We start from the raw sequence: 17,300 nt of genomic DNA, 5'->3' as shown, positions 1-17,300 counted from the left end.
ACGTGGAAACAGCGTAGCCAAACACTCAGATCGTCGAACGCGATCGCCTGGCGCGGTGACGGGCGGTCGGAGATCTTAGCGAGGAACGGGCCGCCTACTGCTTCGCGCCTGGGATCAGGTTCTTCAGCTTGGCCATGTCCTTGACGTTCATCTTCATGCCGCCGGGCATGACGATATCGCCGGGCTTCTGGTCGGCCTTGCAGGCGCCGAGCCATTTGGCCTCGATGGTCATCGCCGTGTCCTTGGCAGCCGCGCCGGCGGCGCCGCCCTGGATCTTCGAGGTCGTCTTCACCGTGTAGGCCGAGTTGAAGTCGCCGGTGATCTCGGCATGCGACGTGGTGCTCATGCCGCCGAAGCTGCAGACGGAATCGCTGACATAGCCGGTCGCGGTCTTCTGGATGTCCTGCTTGGAGCAGACCTGCTGCGCCATCGGCGAGGCCATGTTGTTCATGTCCTTGTCGGTGGTCTCGTCGGTGCAATGCTGCATCGTCATCTCCGGCATCTGTCCGCCGGACCGGATCATCTTGAGCTCCCACAGGCCCGCCTTGCGCACCGGCAGGTCGAGCGCAAAGGCTGCGCTCGCCACCCCGCCCAGAATGCTGCAACAGAGGAGTCCGAGGGCGAGGCGCTGGCGTGTCATGATTGTGTTCCGGCTTGCTGTCGATCGGCGGACCGATGACGCCGAATCATGGCGTTAGTGTAGTCGGGCCTCGATCAGGTTCAGTACAGCGTCCGCAGCGGCCGCTGCGCCGAGCCGTACGGCACCCAGCGGCAGGAGAACGACACGTAGCCGCCATAGCGCGCATCGACCGCGCGGAACTTGGCGACCTTGCCGTAGGAGGCGCAATGATCGACCGCGAGCTGGCGCGCATCGGTGGTCTGGGCCAGCGAATAGGCGATGATGCCGCCGGTATCGTTGCCCTTGAAGGCCGGCACCACGTCGGCCCGGGCGGGCGCGCCGGCCAGCAGCATCCCGGCGGCCAGCAGGCCTGCCGTCTTCACCAATCCGACCTTCAGCGTCCGCATTGCATTCTCCTCAAGCGCTCGCGCCATCCTAAAGGTCCTGTCCCGCCAAGAAAAGAACACCGGCCCGGGGTTAACAGGACTAATCGTGGAGTGTTGCCGCGTTGCACTTGACCTCCTGGAACAGGCGCGGCACGGTCCACGCTCCCGGATCAGACTGTGCGGACGGCCCATGCGCGACTTCAGCAAATCTCTCACGACCCTCGGTGCCGGCTGCGGCGCACTGCTCGCCGCCCTGGTCGCGACCGCCCCCGCCCACGCCGCCAACCCGCTCGAGCTGAACTTCTGGCTCTCGGGTCCGAAATACGAAGGCCGGGTGGCGCCATGCGAGGCGGCCATCCCGGCCATCGTCAGCCGGTTCCAGGACAAGGAGAGCACGTTCTGGAATTCGTCGCTGACGATCACGGGTGTCGCCAACGTCCGCGAGATCGCCTTCCGCCCCTGGCAGTCCGACAACATCCCGCGCCGCTTCTGCACCGGCAGCGTGATGATCAGCGACGGCAAGGCGCGCACGCTGAACTACTCGATCATCGAGGACGGCGGCTTTGCCGGCTACGACCAGGGCGTCGAGTTCTGCGTCGTCGGCCTCGACCGCAACTGGGCTTTCAACCCGGCCTGCCGCGCCGCCAAGCCCTGAGCCGGCCAGCTCCCGGGATTGCGATCGGCTGCCTTCGGGCAGCCGTTTTTGTTCTTGAAATGTTCCGGACGGCTGCTAAGTTCCTCGCATTGTCCGGGGAGTTCGCCATGTTCGATTGCCTGCGCCGACCTGCCATCCTCCTTGCCCAAACCGTCGTCTGCCTGACGCTGCTGCTCGGGGCGTTCGCTGCGGCGCCGACCCACGCCCAGGACCGCCGGCAGAACGAGCCCGGCGCGTTCGACTTCTACGTCCTGTCGCTGTCCTGGTCGCCGTCGTTCTGCGCCGAGGCCGAGGAGCGCGGCCGCGGCAGCCGCTCGCAGCAATGCAGCGGACGGCCCTACTCCTTCGTCGTGCACGGGCTGTGGCCGCAATACGAGACCGGCTATCCCGAGTATTGCGAGCAGCCCTCACCGCGCCTGCCGCGCAACATCATGACCTCGATGCTCGACCTGATGCCGGCGCCCGGCCTGATCTACAACGAGTGGGACAAGCACGGCACCTGCTCCGGCCTGTCGGCCAAGGCCTATTTCGAGGCCATCCGGAAGGCGCGCGCCGCGATCAAGATCCCGCCGGAGTTCCTCGATCTGTCACAGGCCAAGACGCTCGCGCCGGCGGCGATCGAGGACGCGTTCATCAAGGCGAATCCCAAGCTGACGAATTCGGCCATTGCCGTGACCTGCAACCGGACGCGGCTCAGCGAAGTGCGGATCTGCCTGTCCAAGGATCTCGAATTCCGCAGCTGCGACGAGGTCGACCGCCAGGCTTGCCGCCGCGACGAGGTCAACATGCCGCCGGTGCGCGGCGGCTGACCACCCCGGCTCGTCCGGTCATGCAGTCCGCGGCCGCCGAACGCGGCTGCGCAGGCCAAGGTTGGGGTACCCTTTCGCCGCGGAACGGCGTAACTCGTACGGCATGAACTACCGACACGCCTTTCACGCTGGCGGCTTCGCCGACGTCATCAAGCACATCGTGCTGACCCGCATCCTGGTCTACCTCCAGGACAAGCCGGCGGCATTCCGGGTCATCGACACCCATGCCGGCGCCGGCCTCTATGACCTCACCGGCGACGAAGCGACGCGCAGCGGCGAGTTTCTCACCGGCATCGCGCGGCTGCTGCAGGCGCGATTGTCGGACGAGGCCTATGCACTCTTGCAGCCATATCTGGACGTCGTCCGGTCGTTCAATCCCAAGGCCGAGCTCGTCGCCTATCCCGGCTCGCCGCTGATTGCACGCGCGCTGCTGCGGCCGCAGGACCGCATGACCTTGTGCGAGCTGGCGCCGGTACCGCGCAAGCAGCTGATCGATGCGCTGCGCCGCGACACCCAGGCCCGTGTCGTCGATCTCGACGGCTGGGTCGCTCTGCCCGCCTTCGTGCCGCCGAACGAGCGCCGCGGCGTCGTGCTGATCGATCCGGCCTTCGAGGCCAAGGATGAGTTCGAACGCCTCGCGGAACGCTTCGCTGCGGCCTATGCGAAGTGGAGTACCGGTATCTACGTGCTCTGGTATCCAGCCAAGAGCCGCCGCGCCACCGAGCAGCTTGCCGATCAGGTCGCGCATCTCGCAGCTGCGGCGAAGCCGCCGGGCAAGGTGCTGCGGGTGGAGTTCAGTGTTGCGCCGCAGATCGAAGGCGAGGCGCTGACCTCGACCGGACTGCTGATCGTCAACCCGCCCTGGACATTGCATGATGAGCTCAAGCTCATCCTGCAGGAACTGGTCAGGCCGCTCGGCCAAGGCGGCCCTGCGCGCTTTCGCCTCGACATCCCCAAAGCTTGAATCGGAAGTTCGTCGAAAAGCCGTAGTCAATCGGCGCGGAACCGTATTATTGTGTCTGACTGTAAGACTGGCTTTACGTTCCGCTTCCGCGAATGGTTGCGGCGGGGTGATCAAGGCCTAACAAGATCCGGCGATCCGGCGCGGCGAGCGCTGGACGTTAAGGTGGCCAACGCTTTCCGATCAAAGTGATGTCCGGTCGGACACTGCGCAGATCGCGCAGTGGAGGAAGCATTGCGGGGGAGGAGTTTCCCGATGGCCATGACTGGGACAGTCAAGTTCTTCAACGGTGAGCGCGGCTACGGCTTCATCAAGCCGGATGACGGTGGTCGCGACGTGTTCGTGCACATCACGGCGGTCGAGCGCGCCGGTCTGAAGGATCTGACCGAGGGACAGCGTATCAGCTTCGAGGTTGAGCCGGACAAGAAGGGCAAGGGCCCGAAGGCGGTGAACCTGGTCCTGTCGTCGTAGCCACGGCCCGCTCGACAGGCTCGCGCGAGCCGGCGCAGCGGGTGCATCGACGTCAATTCTGTGTTGATAGCTGCCGGCAGCGCGGCCGGCTCGCGTACAGGGCGTCATGCTCGAACTGTATGCGAGGGCGCCGCGTGGCGGCACGCGTCACCATGGCGCCGGTCATCGCGACAAGAGATCATCGCGACAAAAAAATCCGGCCGCGCGAGCGGCCGGGAGGGTGTCGTTCGACGTTTCTTCTGCCTATTCCGTCTCGTTCCTACCCAGTCCTGCCATCAGAAATGGAAGTTGATGCCTGCGCGGATCATTCCAGACCGATAGTCGTTCTTCGCCCCCGTGATCACGAAATTATTGCTGTCGAGATCGACGTACAGATACTCGATCTTCGCGCTCCAGTTCTGCGCCAGCCCGAACTCGGTGCCGACGCCGAGCGTCCAGCCGACCGCCGTGTGCGATTCCGACAGGCCGAAGGTCTCGGCCCGCAGGCCGCCCAGCGCGAGACCGCCGGTGCCGTAGAACAGGATGTTGTTGAATGCGTAGCCGACGCGGCCGCGCAGCGTGCCGAACCAGGGGTTGGAAAACTTCCACGGCGCGAAGGTGTCGTTGGCGCCGCTGAGGTTGATGTCGCCCTCGAGGCCGAACACCCAGGGGCTGCCGTTCTGCCAGTTGTAGCCGGCGGTCACGCCGCCCACGAGCCCCGACGGCTTGGTCAGGCTGTTGCCGACCGTGCCCCATTCATAGCCCAGCGTGCCGCCGAGATAGGGGCCGGCCCAGCTAAAGGCGTTGAGGGGTTGGTTCACCGTGTAGGGCGCCTGGCGCCCATAGCCGAGGTCGGCCGCCTGCGCCGACACCGATCCGAAAGCCGCTGCGCTCAAGCCCGCCGCGGCGGCAGCACCGACCAAGAACCTGTTCATCGCTCACTCCACGCCACTCGCCGTCGCCACCCGGAGCAAGCGCCGCGCGACGACGCGGGCCGGTGTGGTTACGGAACTCCAACTTTTTTCGTGAGCATTTATCGAGAGTTTTAGGTTAAGCCGTTGTTAAGCCCGGTTAGCGGGCGATTAACGTGCTTAACGAAGCGTTACCGCCGTCCCCGTCTGTCCTGCCCTGTGCATGGCGTCAGCGCATGCTGGCGGGACGGCACGGCAGCGCTTAATTTGCTGACATGACCACCCACAGCTCCGATCCACCCCAGGCGCCGGCGCCCGCGAGCCGCCGTGGCGCCGCGGCCGACCTGCCGCCCGAGGCCACCGACACGCCCGATCTCGATCCCGCCGCTGCGGCTGACGAGGATGACGACGGCCGCCTGCCGGAGCTGACGGAGGAGAGCGCGGAGCCGGTCGGCGAAGGCCCGCTGGCGATCGGCCATGCCGCGATCGAGAACGCGGTGCGGCTGGCGCCGACCTCGCCCGGCGTCTACCGCATGCTCAACGCGGCCCACGACGTGCTCTATGTCGGCAAGGCCAAGAACGTCAAAAAGCGCCTGTCGTCCTACGCACGCGCCAACGCGCCGCTGCCGGCGCGCATCCTGCGCATGATCGCGGCCACCGTGACCGTCGAGATCGTCTCGACGACCACGGAAACCGAGGCGCTGCTGCTCGAGGCGAACCTCATCAAGCAGCTCAAGCCGCGCTTCAACGTGCAGCTGCGCGACGACAAGTCGTTCCCCTACATCCTCATCACCGGCGACCATTGGGCGCCGCAGATCCTCAAGCACCGCGGCGCGCAGTCGCGGCCCGGGCGCTATTTCGGCCCGTTCGCTTCGGCCGGCGCGGTCAATCGCACCATCACGGCGCTGCAGCGCGCCTTCCTGATCCGCTCCTGCACCGATTCGTTCTTCGAGAGCCGCACCCGCCCCTGCCTGCTGCACCAGATCCGCCGCTGCGCCGGTCCCTGCACCCAGGAGATCGATTTCCCCGGCTATAGCGAGCTGGTACGCGAGGCGACGGACTTCCTGTCGGGCCGCAGCCAGGCGGTGAAGGCGCTGCTCGCCGGCGAGATGGAGAAAGCGTCGGCCGAGCTCGAGTTCGAGACCGCCGCGGTGTATCGCGACCGCCTCGCCGCGCTGTCGGCGATCTCCTCGCAGCAGGGCATCAATCCGCGCACCGTCGAGGAGGCCGACGTGTTCGCCATCCACCAGGAGGGCGGCTTCTCCTGTGTCGAGGTGTTCTTCTTCCGCACCGGCCAGAACTGGGGCAACCGCGCCTACTTCCCGCGCGCCGAGAAGACGTTCACGCCCGAGGAGGTGCTGTCCGCGTTTCTGTCGCAGTTCTACGACGACAAGCCGCCGCCGAAGCTCGTCCTGCTGTCGCACGAGATCGAGGAGGCCGAGCTGCTCGCCGAGGCGCTGTGCGTCAAGGCCGGCCACAAGGTCGAGGTGTCCTGCCCGAAGCGCGGCGAGAAGAAGGACCTCGTCGGCCACGCCCTGACCAATGCGCGCGAGGCGTTGGGCCGCAAGCTCGCGGACACCGCGACGCAGAGCCGCCTGCTGGAGGCGATGACGACGACGCTCGGCCTGCCGCAGATCCCGAAGCGCATCGAGGTCTACGACAACAGCCACATCCAGGGCACCAACGCGGTCGGCGCGATGATCGTCGCCGGGCCCGACGGCTTCATGAAGAACCAGTACCGCAAGTTCAACATCAAGTCGGAGGGGCTCACGCCCGGCGACGACTATGCGATGATGAAGGAGGTGCTGCAGCGCCGCTTCAAGCGGCTGGTGTCACCATCGGAAAAGGACATCGCGCGCGCGGCGAAAGAGGACGATGTGCCGCAATGGCCCGATCTCGTCATCATCGACGGCGGCCGCGGCCAGCTCAACGCGGTGAGGGAGATCTTCACCGAGCTCGGCGTCAGCAACGTCGCGCTGATGTCGGTCGCCAAGGGCCCTGATCGCGACGCCGGACGGGAGACGCTGTTCATTCCGGAGCGCGAGGCGATCAAGCTCGAGCCGCGCGATCCCGTGCTGTACTTCATCCAGCGCCTGCGCGACGAGGCGCACCGCTTCGTCATCGGCTCGCACCGCAAGCTGCGCAAGAAGGACATCCGCGAGGCCGGCCTGCAGGAGATCCCCGGCATCGGCCCGTCGCGCAAGCGCGCGCTGCTGCATCACTTCGGCACGCTGAAGGAAATCGAGCGTGCCTCGATCGCCGACCTCGGCAAGGTCCCAGGCGTCTCGGCTGAGAGCGCGCGGAAGATCTTCGAATACTTCCACAGCAACGCGGGGTGAGCAGCGACGCGAGCTCACCGGGTTTTCCGGTCCAGCTTCAGGCCCAACTCTCTCCACCCGTCATTCCGGGGCGCGCGTAAGCGCGAGCCCGGAATCCATAGCCACAGGCCGGCATGGGGACGTGACAGGACGTGGCGGTCATCCCGCCCTTCGGGCGCGCCTGGAATGACGGGGATAGGCCGCTGCCCGGCTTCCGCCAGAGACGCAGAAATTATTTTACCCGGGCATAAATATCGTATATACGCCCGGATGAAAATGCGGAGCTCTCTTATGACCCCCGACCAGCGCAGGGCGGCCATCGCCGCCTACAAGGACCGCAAGACACCAGCCGGCATCTTCGCCGTCACCTGCGCCGCGACGGGCCAGCGCTGGGTCGGCTGCGCGCCTGACCTCGACAAGATTCAGAACCGTCTCTGGTTCACCCTGCGCCAGGGCGGCCACCGCCGCGGCGGGCTGCAGGCGGCCTGGGCCGCCCATGGCGAGGGGGCGTTCAGCCTCGAGGTGCTCGAGACTCTCGACGACGAGACGTTGGCCTATCTGCGCGATCGCGTGTTCGCGGAGCGGCAGGCGCATTGGTGCAGGGTTCACCAGGCCGAGGCGATCTGACGCCTTGCTGCGCCGGGCCGCCTCGTTGTCATTGCATCGCAATAAGATCGTGCGGCGCATGTCCCGGACATGCCGATGTCAGGGCTGGCGCGACGGCGTCCCGTTGCTTATGGAAGCGAGATCGCACTCCTCGTCTCCGGGCGGCGGAGTTCCTACCTGCACAAGACTTCGTTGCGAACAGCGTCATATCTGCGTCATCCTGACCGGGACGGCTCGGTTCAAAGGTTGACGTTCGAACGGCGGCAGTATTGGTACACCGGATGAACATTGCGACCACACGCGTGCCCAGCAAGACGTCGATGTCCCTGCCGAACATCCTGACCTATGCGCGCATTGCCGCGATACCGGTCGTGGTCGGATGCATCTACGCGCAATCGGTCTGGCAGTATCCGCTGTGGCTCCGCTGGGTCGCCGTCGCGGTATTCATTGCAGCCGGGATCACCGACTATCTCGATGGGCATTTCGCGCGGATCTGGAACCAGCAATCGGCTTTCGGCCGCATGCTCGACCCGATCGCCGACAAGCTTCTGGTCGCCTCCTGTCTTCTGATGCTGGCGGCCGACAGCACCATCCAGAACTGGTCGCTGTGGGCCGCCATCGTGATCCTGTGCCGCGAGATCCTGGTGTCGGGCCTGCGCGAATATCTGGCCGCGCTGCGCGTTTCGGTGCCGGTCACCAAGGTCGCAAAATGGAAGACCACCATGCAGCTGGTGGCGATCGGCTTCCTGCTCGCGGGAGAGGCCGGCGACACGGCGGTCGCCCAATTCTTTCCGACGCTCGGCCCGATCGTGAGCGGCATCGGCATCTGGCTGCTCGGCCTGTCGGCGGTGTTCACCATCTACACCGGCTACGACTATTTCCGCTCCGGCATCCACCACCTGATCGAAGAGGACTCGCGATGAAGGTGAAGTATTTCGCCTGGGTGCGCGAGCGCATCGGCAAGGCGGAGGAGACGGTCGAACCGCCTGAGAGCGTGCGCACGGTGGGCGAGCTGATCGCCTGGCTCACCGAGCAGGGCGAGGGTTATGCCTATGCGTTCGAGAAGCCGAAGGTGATCCGTGCCGCGATCGATCAGGCACACGTCCAGCCGGACGCCGCCATCTCGGGCGCCCGCGAGATTGCGTTCTTCCCGCCGATGACCGGCGGCTGACGCCAGGCCAGCAGAAGACCGTCATGACCGCGATCGTCACCGTCCGCGTGCAGCGCGAGGATTTCGACACCGCCGCCGAGATCGCGGCGCTCAGCCATGGCCGCACCGACATCGGCGCCGTCGTCAGCTTCTCCGGCCTGTGCCGCGGCAACGACCACGCCGTGCCGATCGCGGCATTGACGCTCGAGCATTATCCCGGCATGGCCGAAGCCGAGATCATGCGCCATGCCGAGCAGGCCATGGCGCGCTGGCCGCTGCAGGGCCTCACCGTGATCCACCGCTTCGGCCGCATCACGCCCGGCGAGAACATCGTGCTGGTGGTGACCGCATCGAGCCACCGCCAGGCGGCGTTCGAGGCCGCCGAGTTCCTGATGGACTATCTCAAGACCAACGCGCCGTTCTGGAAGCGCGAGGAAACCGATGATGGCGGCAGCTGGGTCGAGGCCAAGAGCCACGACGATGCCGCCGCGGCGCGCTGGACACGATGATGGCAAAGAAGGTGAAGACGGCGGCGCCGCGGAAACCGCCTGCGCCGAAGCTGCCGAAGGTCAACGCCGGCGAGCTCGCCACGCTGCTCGATTACCTGCGCTACGCCGTGAGCTGCTTCCAGAACGCCGACCTGGTGTTCGCGCACGGCACCACCGATCCGGTGTCCGAGGCGGCCTTCCTCATCGGCGAGGCGCTGCGTCTGCGTCCCGATCAGTTCGAGACCTTCATCACGGCGCGGGTCACCGCGGCCGAGGGCAAGACCATCCTCGACCTGGTCACCGCCCGTATCACCACGCGCAAGCCGGCGGCGTACCTCGTCAACAAGGTCTACATGCGCGGCCTGCCGTTCTATGTCGACGAGCGCGTGATCGTGCCACGCTCCTTCATCGGCGAGCTGCTGGAGACCCATTTCGGCGGCGCCGAAGCCGACGGCACCTCGCTGATCGACGACCCCCTCGCGGTCGACAGCGTGCTCGACCTCTGCACCGGCTCCGGGTGCCTCGCGATCCTCGCCAGCCGGCACTTCCCCAACGCCGTGATCGACGCCGTCGACATCTCCAAGGACGCGCTCGCCGTCGCGGCGAAGAACGTGGCCGACTACGACCTCGGCGAGCGCCTCTCGCTGCATCGCGGCGATTTGTTCGCGCCGCTGAGCCAGCGCCGCTACGACCTGATCATCACCAACCCGCCCTATGTCGATGCCGAGGGCATGGCCGGCCTGCCCCGGGAATGCCGTGCCGAGCCGGCGCTCGCCTTCGACGGCGGCGCCGACGGTCTCGACATCATCCATCGCATCATCGCCGAGGCCCGCGACCATCTCACCGCCGAAGGCGGACTGCTGTGCGAGGTCGGCCGCGACCGGCCGCAGATCGAGGCCGCCTACCCGGACCTGCCGCTGCTGTGGCTCGATACCGAGGACTCCGAGGGTGAGGTGTTCTGGATCACCGCGCGCGATCTGGTGTGATCACCGGGGACATGCGTGCTGACGCGAAATGACGCAGCCACTTCCAGGAAACGGCACAAACTGCTGCCGCTGTGCAGAATTCGCTCACCAGGGCAGCGCCAACGCCGGACCTTTGACGTTTCCGTCCGTCCGCGAAACTGATAGCTTGGCGCCGGCCCGGATCGTCGGCTGACGACGTCGGCGCGCGCATTCAGGCCCCTCACGCACGATCCGTTTCGGTCAGTGTCTGGCAACCGGTTTGCCACCTTTCCGGGTCATGCTGTCGCCGTCGCACAATCTGCCTGAACGTCCGAGAGGTCCCCATGCTGGACAAGAGCCCCCGCCCCGCCGTCACCGTCCCGAATGATCTTGCCGCGCATTGGATGCCGTTCACCGCGAACCGCGCGTTCAAGAAGAATCCGCGCATGCTCGCCGGCGCCAAGGACATGCACTACATCACCGTCGACGGCCGCAAGATCATCGACGCCGCCGCCGGCATGTGGTGCTGCAACGCCGGCCATGGCCGCAGCCAGATCGCCGAGGCGATCGGCAAGCAGGCCGCGGCACTCGACTATGCGCCGCCGTTCCAATTCGGCATTCCCCAGGCATTCGAGCTCGCCAACCGCATCGCCGATCTCGCCCCCGCCGGTCTCGACCACGTGTTCTTCTGCAACTCCGGCTCGGAGGCGGCCGACACCGCGCTGAAGATGGCGCTGGCCTATCACCAGATCAACGGCCAGGGCAGCCGCACCCGCCTGATCGGCCGCGTCCGCGGCTATCACGGCGTCGGCTTCGGCGGCACCTCGGTCGGCGGCATCGTCAACAACCGCAAGCTGTTCGGCACCCTGCTCACCGGCGTCGACCACATCCCCGCGACCTATGACCGCGAGAAGCAGGCCTTCACCAAGGGCGAGCCGGAGTACGGCGCGCACTTCGCCGAGGAGCTGGAGAACCTCGTCGCGCTGCACGGCGCCAACACCATCGCCGCCGTGATCGTCGAGCCGATGGCCGGCTCCACCGGCGTGATCCCGGCGCCGAAGGGCTATCTCAAGCGGCTGCGCGAGATCACCCAGAAGCACGGCATCCTCTTGATCTTCGACGAAGTCATCACCGGCTTCGGCCGTCTCGGCCACGCCTTCGCCGCCGAGCGCTACGGCGTGACGCCGGACCTCTTGACCTTCGCCAAGGGCGTCACCAATGGCGCGGCGCCGATGGGCGGCGTGCTGGTGCGCGACACCATCCATGACGCCTTCATGAGCGGCCCGGAGCACATGGTGGAGTTCACCCACGGCTACACCTACTCGGCGCATCCGATCGCCTGCGCGGCCGGCCTCGCCACGCTCGACATCTATCGCGACGAGAAGCTGTTCGAGCACGCCAAGGCGATCGAGCCGAAATGGGCCGACGCCGTGATGAGCCTGAAAGGCCTGCCCAACGTGCTCGACATCCGCACCGTCGGTCTCACCGCCGGCATCGACCTCGCCCCGCTGCCCGACGCCGTCGGCAAGCGCGGCTACTCGGCGATGGAGACCGCGTTCCACAACACCGACCTGATGCTCCGCATCGCCGGCGACACCCTCGCTTTGACCCCGCCGCTGATCATCAACGAGGACCAGATCGGCGAGATCGTCGAGAAGGTCGGCAAGGTGATCAAGGCCGTGGCGTAAGCCGCGCGACGATCGCGCGATTGGTCAATGGCGGCCCTCGTGGCCGCCATTTTCGTTTTGTGTCGCGCATCGCAGGACGTCATTCCGGGGCAATCGTCATGCTGTGCACGACGATTGAACCGGGAATCTCGAGGTCGTTCGCAAGGGCCGCCAAACAACATCGAGATTCCGGGTTCAAGGCCTGCGGCCTTGCCCCGGAATGACGGTGATCGGGGGCAGATCGCCTTCGACAACACACGCGCTGAATCCGGGAACCTTCGCAATTCCTCCACGTTCATGTCGCGAGCCGGCGGTTTGCGCGCGGCGGACGGATGATCGGAGAACGCGCATGCTTGCACCGCCGGGAGAGCTGTTGCGATTGGGGCTCGAGCAGAGGCTGAACCGCGTCAAGCGCGCCACCCAGGCCTACATGCGCGACCGCGCGCGGCAGGCGACGGGCACGGTGACGTCCTACGCCGTCGCCGCGGGATTGTTTGCCGCGGCGGGCATCTTCCTGATCGCGGCCTGCATCGTCGGACTGGATGCCTTGTTCCGTTGGGTGGAAATGAAATGGGGACTGTTCCCCGCGTTCGCGGTGGTCGGCGGCCTCATGGTGGCGCTCGCGGTCATCTGCGCGGTCATCGCCGCGGTCAAGCTGCGCCGTCCGACGCCGCATTATCCGTCATTGTCGAGCCGTCTGCGTGTGGCGATCGCCGCACCGGTGGCCCAACAGCCGGACAGCGACGAGATCGATCCGGATACGATTCCGCTGGCGCCGTCCGCGTCGACAAATCATGTCCGTGCGCCGGGGCGCATCAACGTGCCGGTCGGGGTCGCCGTGGCGGCGCTGCTGCTTGGCGTCGCCGCCTTGCGTCGGCGTCATCGCCAGGCGTGACGCATGATGAGACGTGAGACGATGAAGCGTGACACTGCGAGGTGTGACGCCGGCATGACGGCCGTCGGCCGAGATCGAACGAAGTATTTGAGCTGATCAGTTTTCACCGCGGGCTTCCGGCCAGCGCGCAGTGTGTCGAAACGTTTCGCACATGTTCAGTCGCGCGCCTCCGTTGTTCTACGGGAGGCGGCCACTACGATTAAACTCCACCTCCGCACGAAAACTTGCGTAAATGACACGCAGCGCGGAAATCCACCGCGTTGTCCGGTATTTGAATCCTGCCGACTATCCTCGCGAATCAGCAGAGGTGCTAAGGTTGTGGTCGGTTGGGAGCGTCGCGCAGCATGATTCGTATATCCACGATTTTCATCGCCATCTGCATGGTTCTGGTCGCAGCGTCGCTCGGCCTGATCCTGTACTCGGTGGCTGGCATCAGTGGGTCCGAATCCGCGATCGTCTCGCTGGCCGCGCTGACCTTTCTCATCCTCTACAACGCGGTATCGATGCGGCTGCGCGACCGCTCCGACGTCGGCAGCCAGATCGCCGACCTGTCGCGCGGCACCGCGGATCTTGCGCGCCAGGTCGCCGAGTTCGGCCGGCGGCTGTCGGCGGTCGAAGGCCGCATCGTGTCGTCGAGCTCGGTCAGCTCCGACCGCCTGCAAGGTGTCGTCAGCGAGATCAACGAGCTCGGCGGACTGATGAAGCAGCTCGCCGTCACCGTCGCCCAGCATGAGGATCTGATCGCTGCCATCCCGCAGCAGCCGGCGGCTCCGGTTGCGGACACGCCGGCGCCTGCGCGCGAGGCCAGCCCGGCGCCTGCCGCTCCCGTTGCATCCGCCATCTATCCCGATCCGAAGGCGCCGCCCTCGGCGAGTTCGACTCCGAAGCCGAAGGAAGCGACCGCCACGTTCAGCGCAGCTCCGGCCATCGCCCCCGTGGTGCGCCCGCCGACCGCGCCGCCGATCACTGCCGCGCCGGCGACGCCGCTGCCGGCCGCGCCAGCGATGCCGCGCAGCCAGCCGCAGATCCTCGCCGCCGTCAAAGGCGCCATCGAGGACAACCGCCTCGACATTTACCTCCAGCCGCTGGTGACGCTGCCCCAGCGCAAGGTGCGCTTCTACGAGGCCGTGACCCGGCTGCGCGACGAGCGCGACCAGATCGTCGCCGCCGAGGATTTCATCGGCATCGCCGAGGCGGCCGGCCTGGTCGGCCGCATCGACCACATGGTGCTGCTTCGCTGCGTCCAGGTGCTGCGCCGCCTGATGGTGCGCAACAAGGACGTCGGGATCTTCTGCAACCTGTCGTCCGCGACCCTGAGCAGTCCGGCGAGCTTCGCCCAGTGCCTGGATTTCCTCGAGGCCAACCGCGCCCTGGCGCCCTCCTTCGTGCTCGAATTCAAGCAGTCGACCCTGCGCAGCCTCGGCCCGACCGAGACCGAGCATCTCGCCGCACTGGCGCAGCGCGGCTACCGCTTCTCGGTCGATCACGTCACCGACCTCCGCTTCGAGCCGCGCGAGCTTGCCGATCGCGGCGTCCGGTTCATCAAGGTGCCGGCCGCTCTGCTGCTCGACCCCAAGCAGAGTTCGGTGTCCGACATCCATCCGACTGATCTGTCCGACCTGCTCGGGCGTTTCGGCATCGACTTGATCGCCGAGCGGATCGAGGGGGAGAACAGCGTCGTCGACCTGCTCGACTACGATGTCCGTTTCGGCCAGGGCTTCCTGTTCGCGCCGCCCCGCCCATTGCGACCCGAGGGCGCATCTGCTACCGGCGAGGCCGCTGCCAGTCCCTCGGGCGGGCAGGAGATCAAGATCCAGGACCCGAATGCCGCCGGAACGCCCACTCTCGATGCGTCGAATACCAACGCTGCGACACGCAGCGGCAACGCCGCTCTCGCCCGCCGTATCGCCGGGACCATCTGATCGACGATTTGCCCCATGAGCGCTCTCCGTTTCGAGCAGCGGCTGCGCGATCTGGTCGGGCGCAAGCGGGTGCTGCTGAGCGACATCTGGGGCGTGGTCCACAACGGACTGGAATCGTTTCCCGAGGCCTGCGAGGCGCTGCATCGCTTCAAGGATGAGGGCGGGACGGTCATCCTGATCACCAACGCGCCCCGTCCAGCCGATTCGGTGCAGCGGCAGCTGCGCAAGCTCGGCGTCGCCGACGAGGTCTACAGCGCCATCGTCTCCTCCGGCGACCTGACGCGCCACTACGTCGCCGATCATCCCGGCGGCAAGGTGTTCTGGCTCGGCCCGGAGCGCGACAACTCGATCCATCGCGGCCTAGATCTGGCGCTGTCGCCGCTGGAGGAGGCCGACTACATCATCTGCACCGGCCTCTATGACGACGAGACCGAAACCGCCGAGGACTACCGGCCGATGCTGTTGCGCGCGCTCGCGCGCAGGATGCCGCTGATCTGCGCCAACCCGGACATCGTGGTCGAGCGCGGCGACCGGCTGATCTACTGCGCCGGCGCCATCGCCGAGCTGTATCGCGAGCTCGGCGGCGAGGTGATCTTCTACGGCAAGCCGCACCGGCCGATCTACGAACGGGCGATGCAGCTCGCCGAGCAGCATGCCGGCCGGCCGGTGGCTCGCGACGAGGTGCTGGCGATCGGCGACTCCGTCCGCACCGATCTCGCCGGCGCGCACGGCTTCGGCGTCGACTGCCTGTTCGTCACCCGCGGCATCCACTCCGAGGAGTTCGCCGGCGTCGAGCAGCTCGATCCGGCCTCGGTCAAGGAACTGTTCGGCCACCCGCCCCGCGCCTTGATGCGCGAGCTGAAATGGTGAACGGATCCTGAAACGAAAACGCCCGACCAAGTGCCGGGCGTCTTTTCATCTCGGGGTCGATCAGGCCGGCCGTCAGGCCGTCGCCATGTCCGGGAACACCGCGTCGATCTTGGTCTTCAGCGTCGCCGCGTTGAACGGCTTGACGATGTAGTTGTTCACACCGGCCTTCTTGGCGGCGATCACGTTCTCGGTCTTGGATTCCGCCGTGATCATGATGAACGGCGTGGTCGCCAGGTTCGGGTCGGCGCGGACCTCGCGGAGCAGGTCGTAGCCCGTCATCGGCTCCATGTTCCAGTCGGATATCACGAGGCCGTACTTCTTGGCGCGCATCTTGTTCAGCGCCATCGAGCCGTCGCTCGCGTCGTCGATGTCCTCGAACCCAATCTGCTTCAGAAGATTCCTGATGATCCGGATCATGGTGCTGTAATCGTCGACGACGAGCACCGGCATCGTCAAATCAACCGCCATCTTGACTCCCCCAACGCGAACACAACGCGCAGACTGTTACCAAAACTCTTCCGGGCCGGGTCTCGAACGACCTCCGCCATCCGGGCTCAGGAGTAGCATCAGCCGTTAAACAGCGCGTTAACTGCGCTACCGCCGCATGTCGCCATCACCGCACTGCATGATCCCGGGAACCCCTTCGGCTTGACTTCGCGAGGCCGGCCGCCCACGGTCGACGGCAACGTCCGCCGGCTGGCCGCCACCAAAATCCACGAGATATTTCCGTCACATGTGCGCTTTCCAGATCATCCGCGATTCCACCCCGCCACAGCACATCCTCAAGGGAGCGGTGGTGGCGATGGGAAATTTCGACGGTGTCCATCTCGGTCATCGGGCCGTGATCGAAGCGGCCATCGAGATGGGCAGGGCCAAGGGACGCCCGGCCCTGGCGCTGACCTTCGAGCCGCATCCGCGGCGCTTCTTCAGCCCGAATACCCCCCAATTCCGGCTGACCGACGAGGCCGCCAAGCTGCGGCTACTGGCTGGAACCGGGCTGCAGGGGGCCGTGGTCATGACCTTCGACAAGGGCCGTGCCCAGACCACGGCGCAGGATTTCATTCACCATGACCTGATCGGCCGCCTCGGCGTGTCCGGGATCGCGGTCGGCTACGACTTCCATTTCGGCAAGGGCCGGGTCGGCTCGCCCAGCCTGCTCGCCGGCGCGGCGCCGAAGCTCGGCATCACGGTCGAGGTCCAGCCGCATGTCGACATCGACGAACGGCCGGTGTCCTCCACCGCGATCCGTGAGGCCCTGGCCGAAGGCCAGGTCACCGAGGCCACCGCCATGCTCGGCGGCCCTTGGTTCGTGTCCTCGGAGGTCATCCACGGCGAGAAGCGCGGCCGCGACCTCGGCTACCCCACCGCCAACATGCGGCTCGACCGCGATTGCGGCCTGCGCCACGGCATCTACGCCGTCCGGGTCGGCCGCGGCCACGGCGCCAACCGGGTGCTGATCGACGGCGTCGCCAATTTCGGCCGCCGGCCGACCTTCGACAACGGCGCGCCGCTGCTCGAGACCTTCCTGTTCGACTTCAAGGACAGCCTGTACGGCGAGGTGCTGGATGTCGCCTTCATCGGCTTCATCCGCGAGGAGGCCAAGTTCACCTCCATCGACGCCCTGATCCGGCAGATGGACGACGACAGCG

Annotated in this window: 19 protein-coding genes; 15 read left to right on the top strand and 4 right to left on the bottom strand. The window is 66.4% G+C overall.

The genetic code is table 11. From position 1 onward, the window contains the following. Positions 1-94 precede the first annotated feature (94 nt). Together BRAS3809_RS25465 and BRAS3809_RS25460 are read right to left on the bottom strand one after the other, a co-directional pair. Entirely contained in the window at positions 95-640 is a 546-nt protein-coding gene (locus BRAS3809_RS25465) for a DUF3617 domain-containing protein (protein ID WP_008964897.1), read from the bottom strand. 80 nt (positions 641-720) lie between these two features. Then, on the bottom strand, positions 721-1,026 hold the full coding sequence (locus BRAS3809_RS25460; RefSeq protein ID WP_008964896.1) for a hypothetical protein: 306 nt from the start codon (positions 1,024-1,026) through the stop codon (positions 721-723). A 169-nt stretch (positions 1,027-1,195) separates the two neighbouring features. Between BRAS3809_RS25460 and BRAS3809_RS25455 the strand changes: the two genes are divergently transcribed. From BRAS3809_RS25455 to BRAS3809_RS25440, 4 genes are all read left to right on the top strand, one after another. Then, positions 1,196-1,660, top strand: coding sequence for a hypothetical protein (locus tag BRAS3809_RS25455; RefSeq protein ID WP_008964895.1), 465 nt, complete (start codon positions 1,196-1,198; stop codon positions 1,658-1,660). 107 nt (positions 1,661-1,767) lie between these two features. Then, positions 1,768-2,469, top strand: coding sequence for a ribonuclease T2 family protein (locus BRAS3809_RS25450; protein WP_008964894.1), 702 nt, complete (start codon positions 1,768-1,770; stop codon positions 2,467-2,469). 103 nt (positions 2,470-2,572) lie between these two features. Continuing rightward, positions 2,573-3,433, top strand: a complete 861-nt coding sequence (locus BRAS3809_RS25445) for a 23S rRNA (adenine(2030)-N(6))-methyltransferase RlmJ (RefSeq protein WP_008964893.1) — start codon at positions 2,573-2,575, stop codon at positions 3,431-3,433. A gap of 252 nt (positions 3,434-3,685) precedes the next feature. Beyond that, positions 3,686-3,901: a cold-shock protein gene (locus tag BRAS3809_RS25440; protein ID WP_006612991.1), complete on the top strand. Its 216-nt coding sequence runs from the start codon at positions 3,686-3,688 to the stop codon at positions 3,899-3,901. Between the two features lie 275 nt (positions 3,902-4,176). Here BRAS3809_RS25440 and BRAS3809_RS25435 read toward each other — a convergent pair whose 3' ends face one another. Continuing rightward, the gene (locus BRAS3809_RS25435) at positions 4,177-4,815 is read right to left on the bottom strand and encodes an outer membrane protein (protein ID WP_008964892.1); all 639 of its coding nucleotides are present in this window, start codon (positions 4,813-4,815) and stop codon (positions 4,177-4,179) included. Positions 4,816-5,066: 251 nt separating this feature from the next. On the opposite strand from BRAS3809_RS25435, the gene uvrC reads away from it, so the two are divergent. From uvrC to BRAS3809_RS25385, 10 genes are all read left to right on the top strand, one after another. Beyond that, positions 5,067-7,130, top strand: coding sequence for an excinuclease ABC subunit UvrC (uvrC, locus tag BRAS3809_RS25430; RefSeq protein WP_008964891.1), 2,064 nt, complete (start codon positions 5,067-5,069; stop codon positions 7,128-7,130). A 270-nt stretch (positions 7,131-7,400) separates the two neighbouring features. Further along, positions 7,401-7,736 (top strand): GIY-YIG nuclease family protein, encoded by a 336-nt coding sequence (locus tag BRAS3809_RS25425; RefSeq protein ID WP_008964890.1) that lies wholly within the window; start codon positions 7,401-7,403, stop codon positions 7,734-7,736. A 260-nt stretch (positions 7,737-7,996) separates the two neighbouring features. After that, on the top strand, positions 7,997-8,638 hold the full coding sequence (gene pgsA / locus BRAS3809_RS25420; RefSeq protein WP_035658481.1) for a CDP-diacylglycerol--glycerol-3-phosphate 3-phosphatidyltransferase: 642 nt from the start codon (positions 7,997-7,999) through the stop codon (positions 8,636-8,638). Beyond that, entirely contained in the window at positions 8,635-8,886 is a 252-nt protein-coding gene (gene moaD / locus BRAS3809_RS25415; protein WP_008964888.1) for a molybdopterin converting factor subunit 1, read from the top strand. Before pgsA ends, moaD begins: the two co-directional genes overlap by 4 nt. A 23-nt stretch (positions 8,887-8,909) precedes the next feature. Further along, positions 8,910-9,374, top strand: a complete 465-nt coding sequence (locus tag BRAS3809_RS25410; RefSeq protein WP_008964887.1) for a molybdenum cofactor biosynthesis protein MoaE — start codon at positions 8,910-8,912, stop codon at positions 9,372-9,374. Then, entirely contained in the window at positions 9,371-10,339 is a 969-nt protein-coding gene (gene prmB / locus BRAS3809_RS25405) for a 50S ribosomal protein L3 N(5)-glutamine methyltransferase (protein ID WP_008964886.1), read from the top strand. Before BRAS3809_RS25410 ends, prmB begins: the two co-directional genes overlap by 4 nt. Before the next feature lie 302 nt (positions 10,340-10,641). Next, entirely contained in the window at positions 10,642-11,985 is a 1,344-nt protein-coding gene (gene aptA / locus BRAS3809_RS25400; protein ID WP_008964885.1) for an omega-aminotransferase AptA, read from the top strand. Positions 11,986-12,313: 328 nt separating this feature from the next. Further along, positions 12,314-12,859 carry a phage holin family protein gene (locus BRAS3809_RS25395; protein WP_035658477.1) on the top strand — a complete coding sequence of 182 codons (546 nt, stop codon included), beginning with the start codon at positions 12,314-12,316 and terminating at the stop codon, positions 12,857-12,859. A gap of 344 nt (positions 12,860-13,203) precedes the next feature. Further along, on the top strand, positions 13,204-14,781 hold the full coding sequence (locus BRAS3809_RS25390) for an EAL domain-containing protein (protein WP_008964883.1): 1,578 nt from the start codon (positions 13,204-13,206) through the stop codon (positions 14,779-14,781). A 15-nt stretch (positions 14,782-14,796) separates the two neighbouring features. Next, positions 14,797-15,651, top strand: a complete 855-nt coding sequence (locus tag BRAS3809_RS25385) for a TIGR01459 family HAD-type hydrolase (protein ID WP_008964882.1) — start codon at positions 14,797-14,799, stop codon at positions 15,649-15,651. Positions 15,652-15,723: 72 nt separating this feature from the next. Here the strand turns inward: BRAS3809_RS25385 and BRAS3809_RS25380 are convergent, their stop codons facing one another. After that, positions 15,724-16,119, bottom strand: coding sequence for a response regulator (locus BRAS3809_RS25380; protein WP_006613531.1), 396 nt, complete (start codon positions 16,117-16,119; stop codon positions 15,724-15,726). Positions 16,120-16,384: 265 nt separating this feature from the next. On the opposite strand from BRAS3809_RS25380, the gene BRAS3809_RS25375 reads away from it, so the two are divergent. Next, the coding region (locus BRAS3809_RS25375; RefSeq protein ID WP_035658472.1) for a bifunctional riboflavin kinase/FAD synthetase at positions 16,385-17,300 on the top strand (916 nt) is incomplete at its 3' end.

This window comes from Bradyrhizobium sp. STM 3809 (assembly GCF_000239795.1).
Lineage (GTDB): Bacteria > Pseudomonadota > Alphaproteobacteria > Rhizobiales > Xanthobacteraceae > Bradyrhizobium.
Note: the sequence above shows the minus strand (reverse complement) of the source record. Positions and strands in the feature narration are given on the sequence as shown.

Coding starts and splice junctions, on each gene's coding strand:
- BRAS3809_RS25380 (WP_006613531.1), bottom strand. CDS start 16,119: ATGGCGGTTGATTTGACGATGCCGGTGCTCGTCGTCGACGATTACAGC.
- prmB (WP_008964886.1), top strand. CDS start 9,371: ATGATGGCAAAGAAGGTGAAGACGGCGGCGCCGCGGAAACCGCCTGCG.
- BRAS3809_RS25435 (WP_008964892.1), bottom strand. CDS start 4,815: ATGAACAGGTTCTTGGTCGGTGCTGCCGCCGCGGCGGGCTTGAGCGCA.
- BRAS3809_RS25395 (WP_035658477.1), top strand. CDS start 12,314: ATGCTTGCACCGCCGGGAGAGCTGTTGCGATTGGGGCTCGAGCAGAGG.
- BRAS3809_RS25440 (WP_006612991.1), top strand. CDS start 3,686: ATGGCCATGACTGGGACAGTCAAGTTCTTCAACGGTGAGCGCGGCTAC.
- BRAS3809_RS25385 (WP_008964882.1), top strand. CDS start 14,797: ATGAGCGCTCTCCGTTTCGAGCAGCGGCTGCGCGATCTGGTCGGGCGC.
- moaD (WP_008964888.1), top strand. CDS start 8,635: ATGAAGGTGAAGTATTTCGCCTGGGTGCGCGAGCGCATCGGCAAGGCG.
- BRAS3809_RS25425 (WP_008964890.1), top strand. CDS start 7,401: ATGACCCCCGACCAGCGCAGGGCGGCCATCGCCGCCTACAAGGACCGC.
- uvrC (WP_008964891.1), top strand. CDS start 5,067: ATGACCACCCACAGCTCCGATCCACCCCAGGCGCCGGCGCCCGCGAGC.
- aptA (WP_008964885.1), top strand. CDS start 10,642: ATGCTGGACAAGAGCCCCCGCCCCGCCGTCACCGTCCCGAATGATCTT.
- BRAS3809_RS25450 (WP_008964894.1), top strand. CDS start 1,768: ATGTTCGATTGCCTGCGCCGACCTGCCATCCTCCTTGCCCAAACCGTC.
- BRAS3809_RS25445 (WP_008964893.1), top strand. CDS start 2,573: ATGAACTACCGACACGCCTTTCACGCTGGCGGCTTCGCCGACGTCATC.
- BRAS3809_RS25390 (WP_008964883.1), top strand. CDS start 13,204: ATGATTCGTATATCCACGATTTTCATCGCCATCTGCATGGTTCTGGTC.
- BRAS3809_RS25410 (WP_008964887.1), top strand. CDS start 8,910: ATGACCGCGATCGTCACCGTCCGCGTGCAGCGCGAGGATTTCGACACC.
- BRAS3809_RS25455 (WP_008964895.1), top strand. CDS start 1,196: ATGCGCGACTTCAGCAAATCTCTCACGACCCTCGGTGCCGGCTGCGGC.
- pgsA (WP_035658481.1), top strand. CDS start 7,997: ATGAACATTGCGACCACACGCGTGCCCAGCAAGACGTCGATGTCCCTG.
- BRAS3809_RS25460 (WP_008964896.1), bottom strand. CDS start 1,026: ATGCGGACGCTGAAGGTCGGATTGGTGAAGACGGCAGGCCTGCTGGCC.
- BRAS3809_RS25465 (WP_008964897.1), bottom strand. CDS start 640: ATGACACGCCAGCGCCTCGCCCTCGGACTCCTCTGTTGCAGCATTCTG.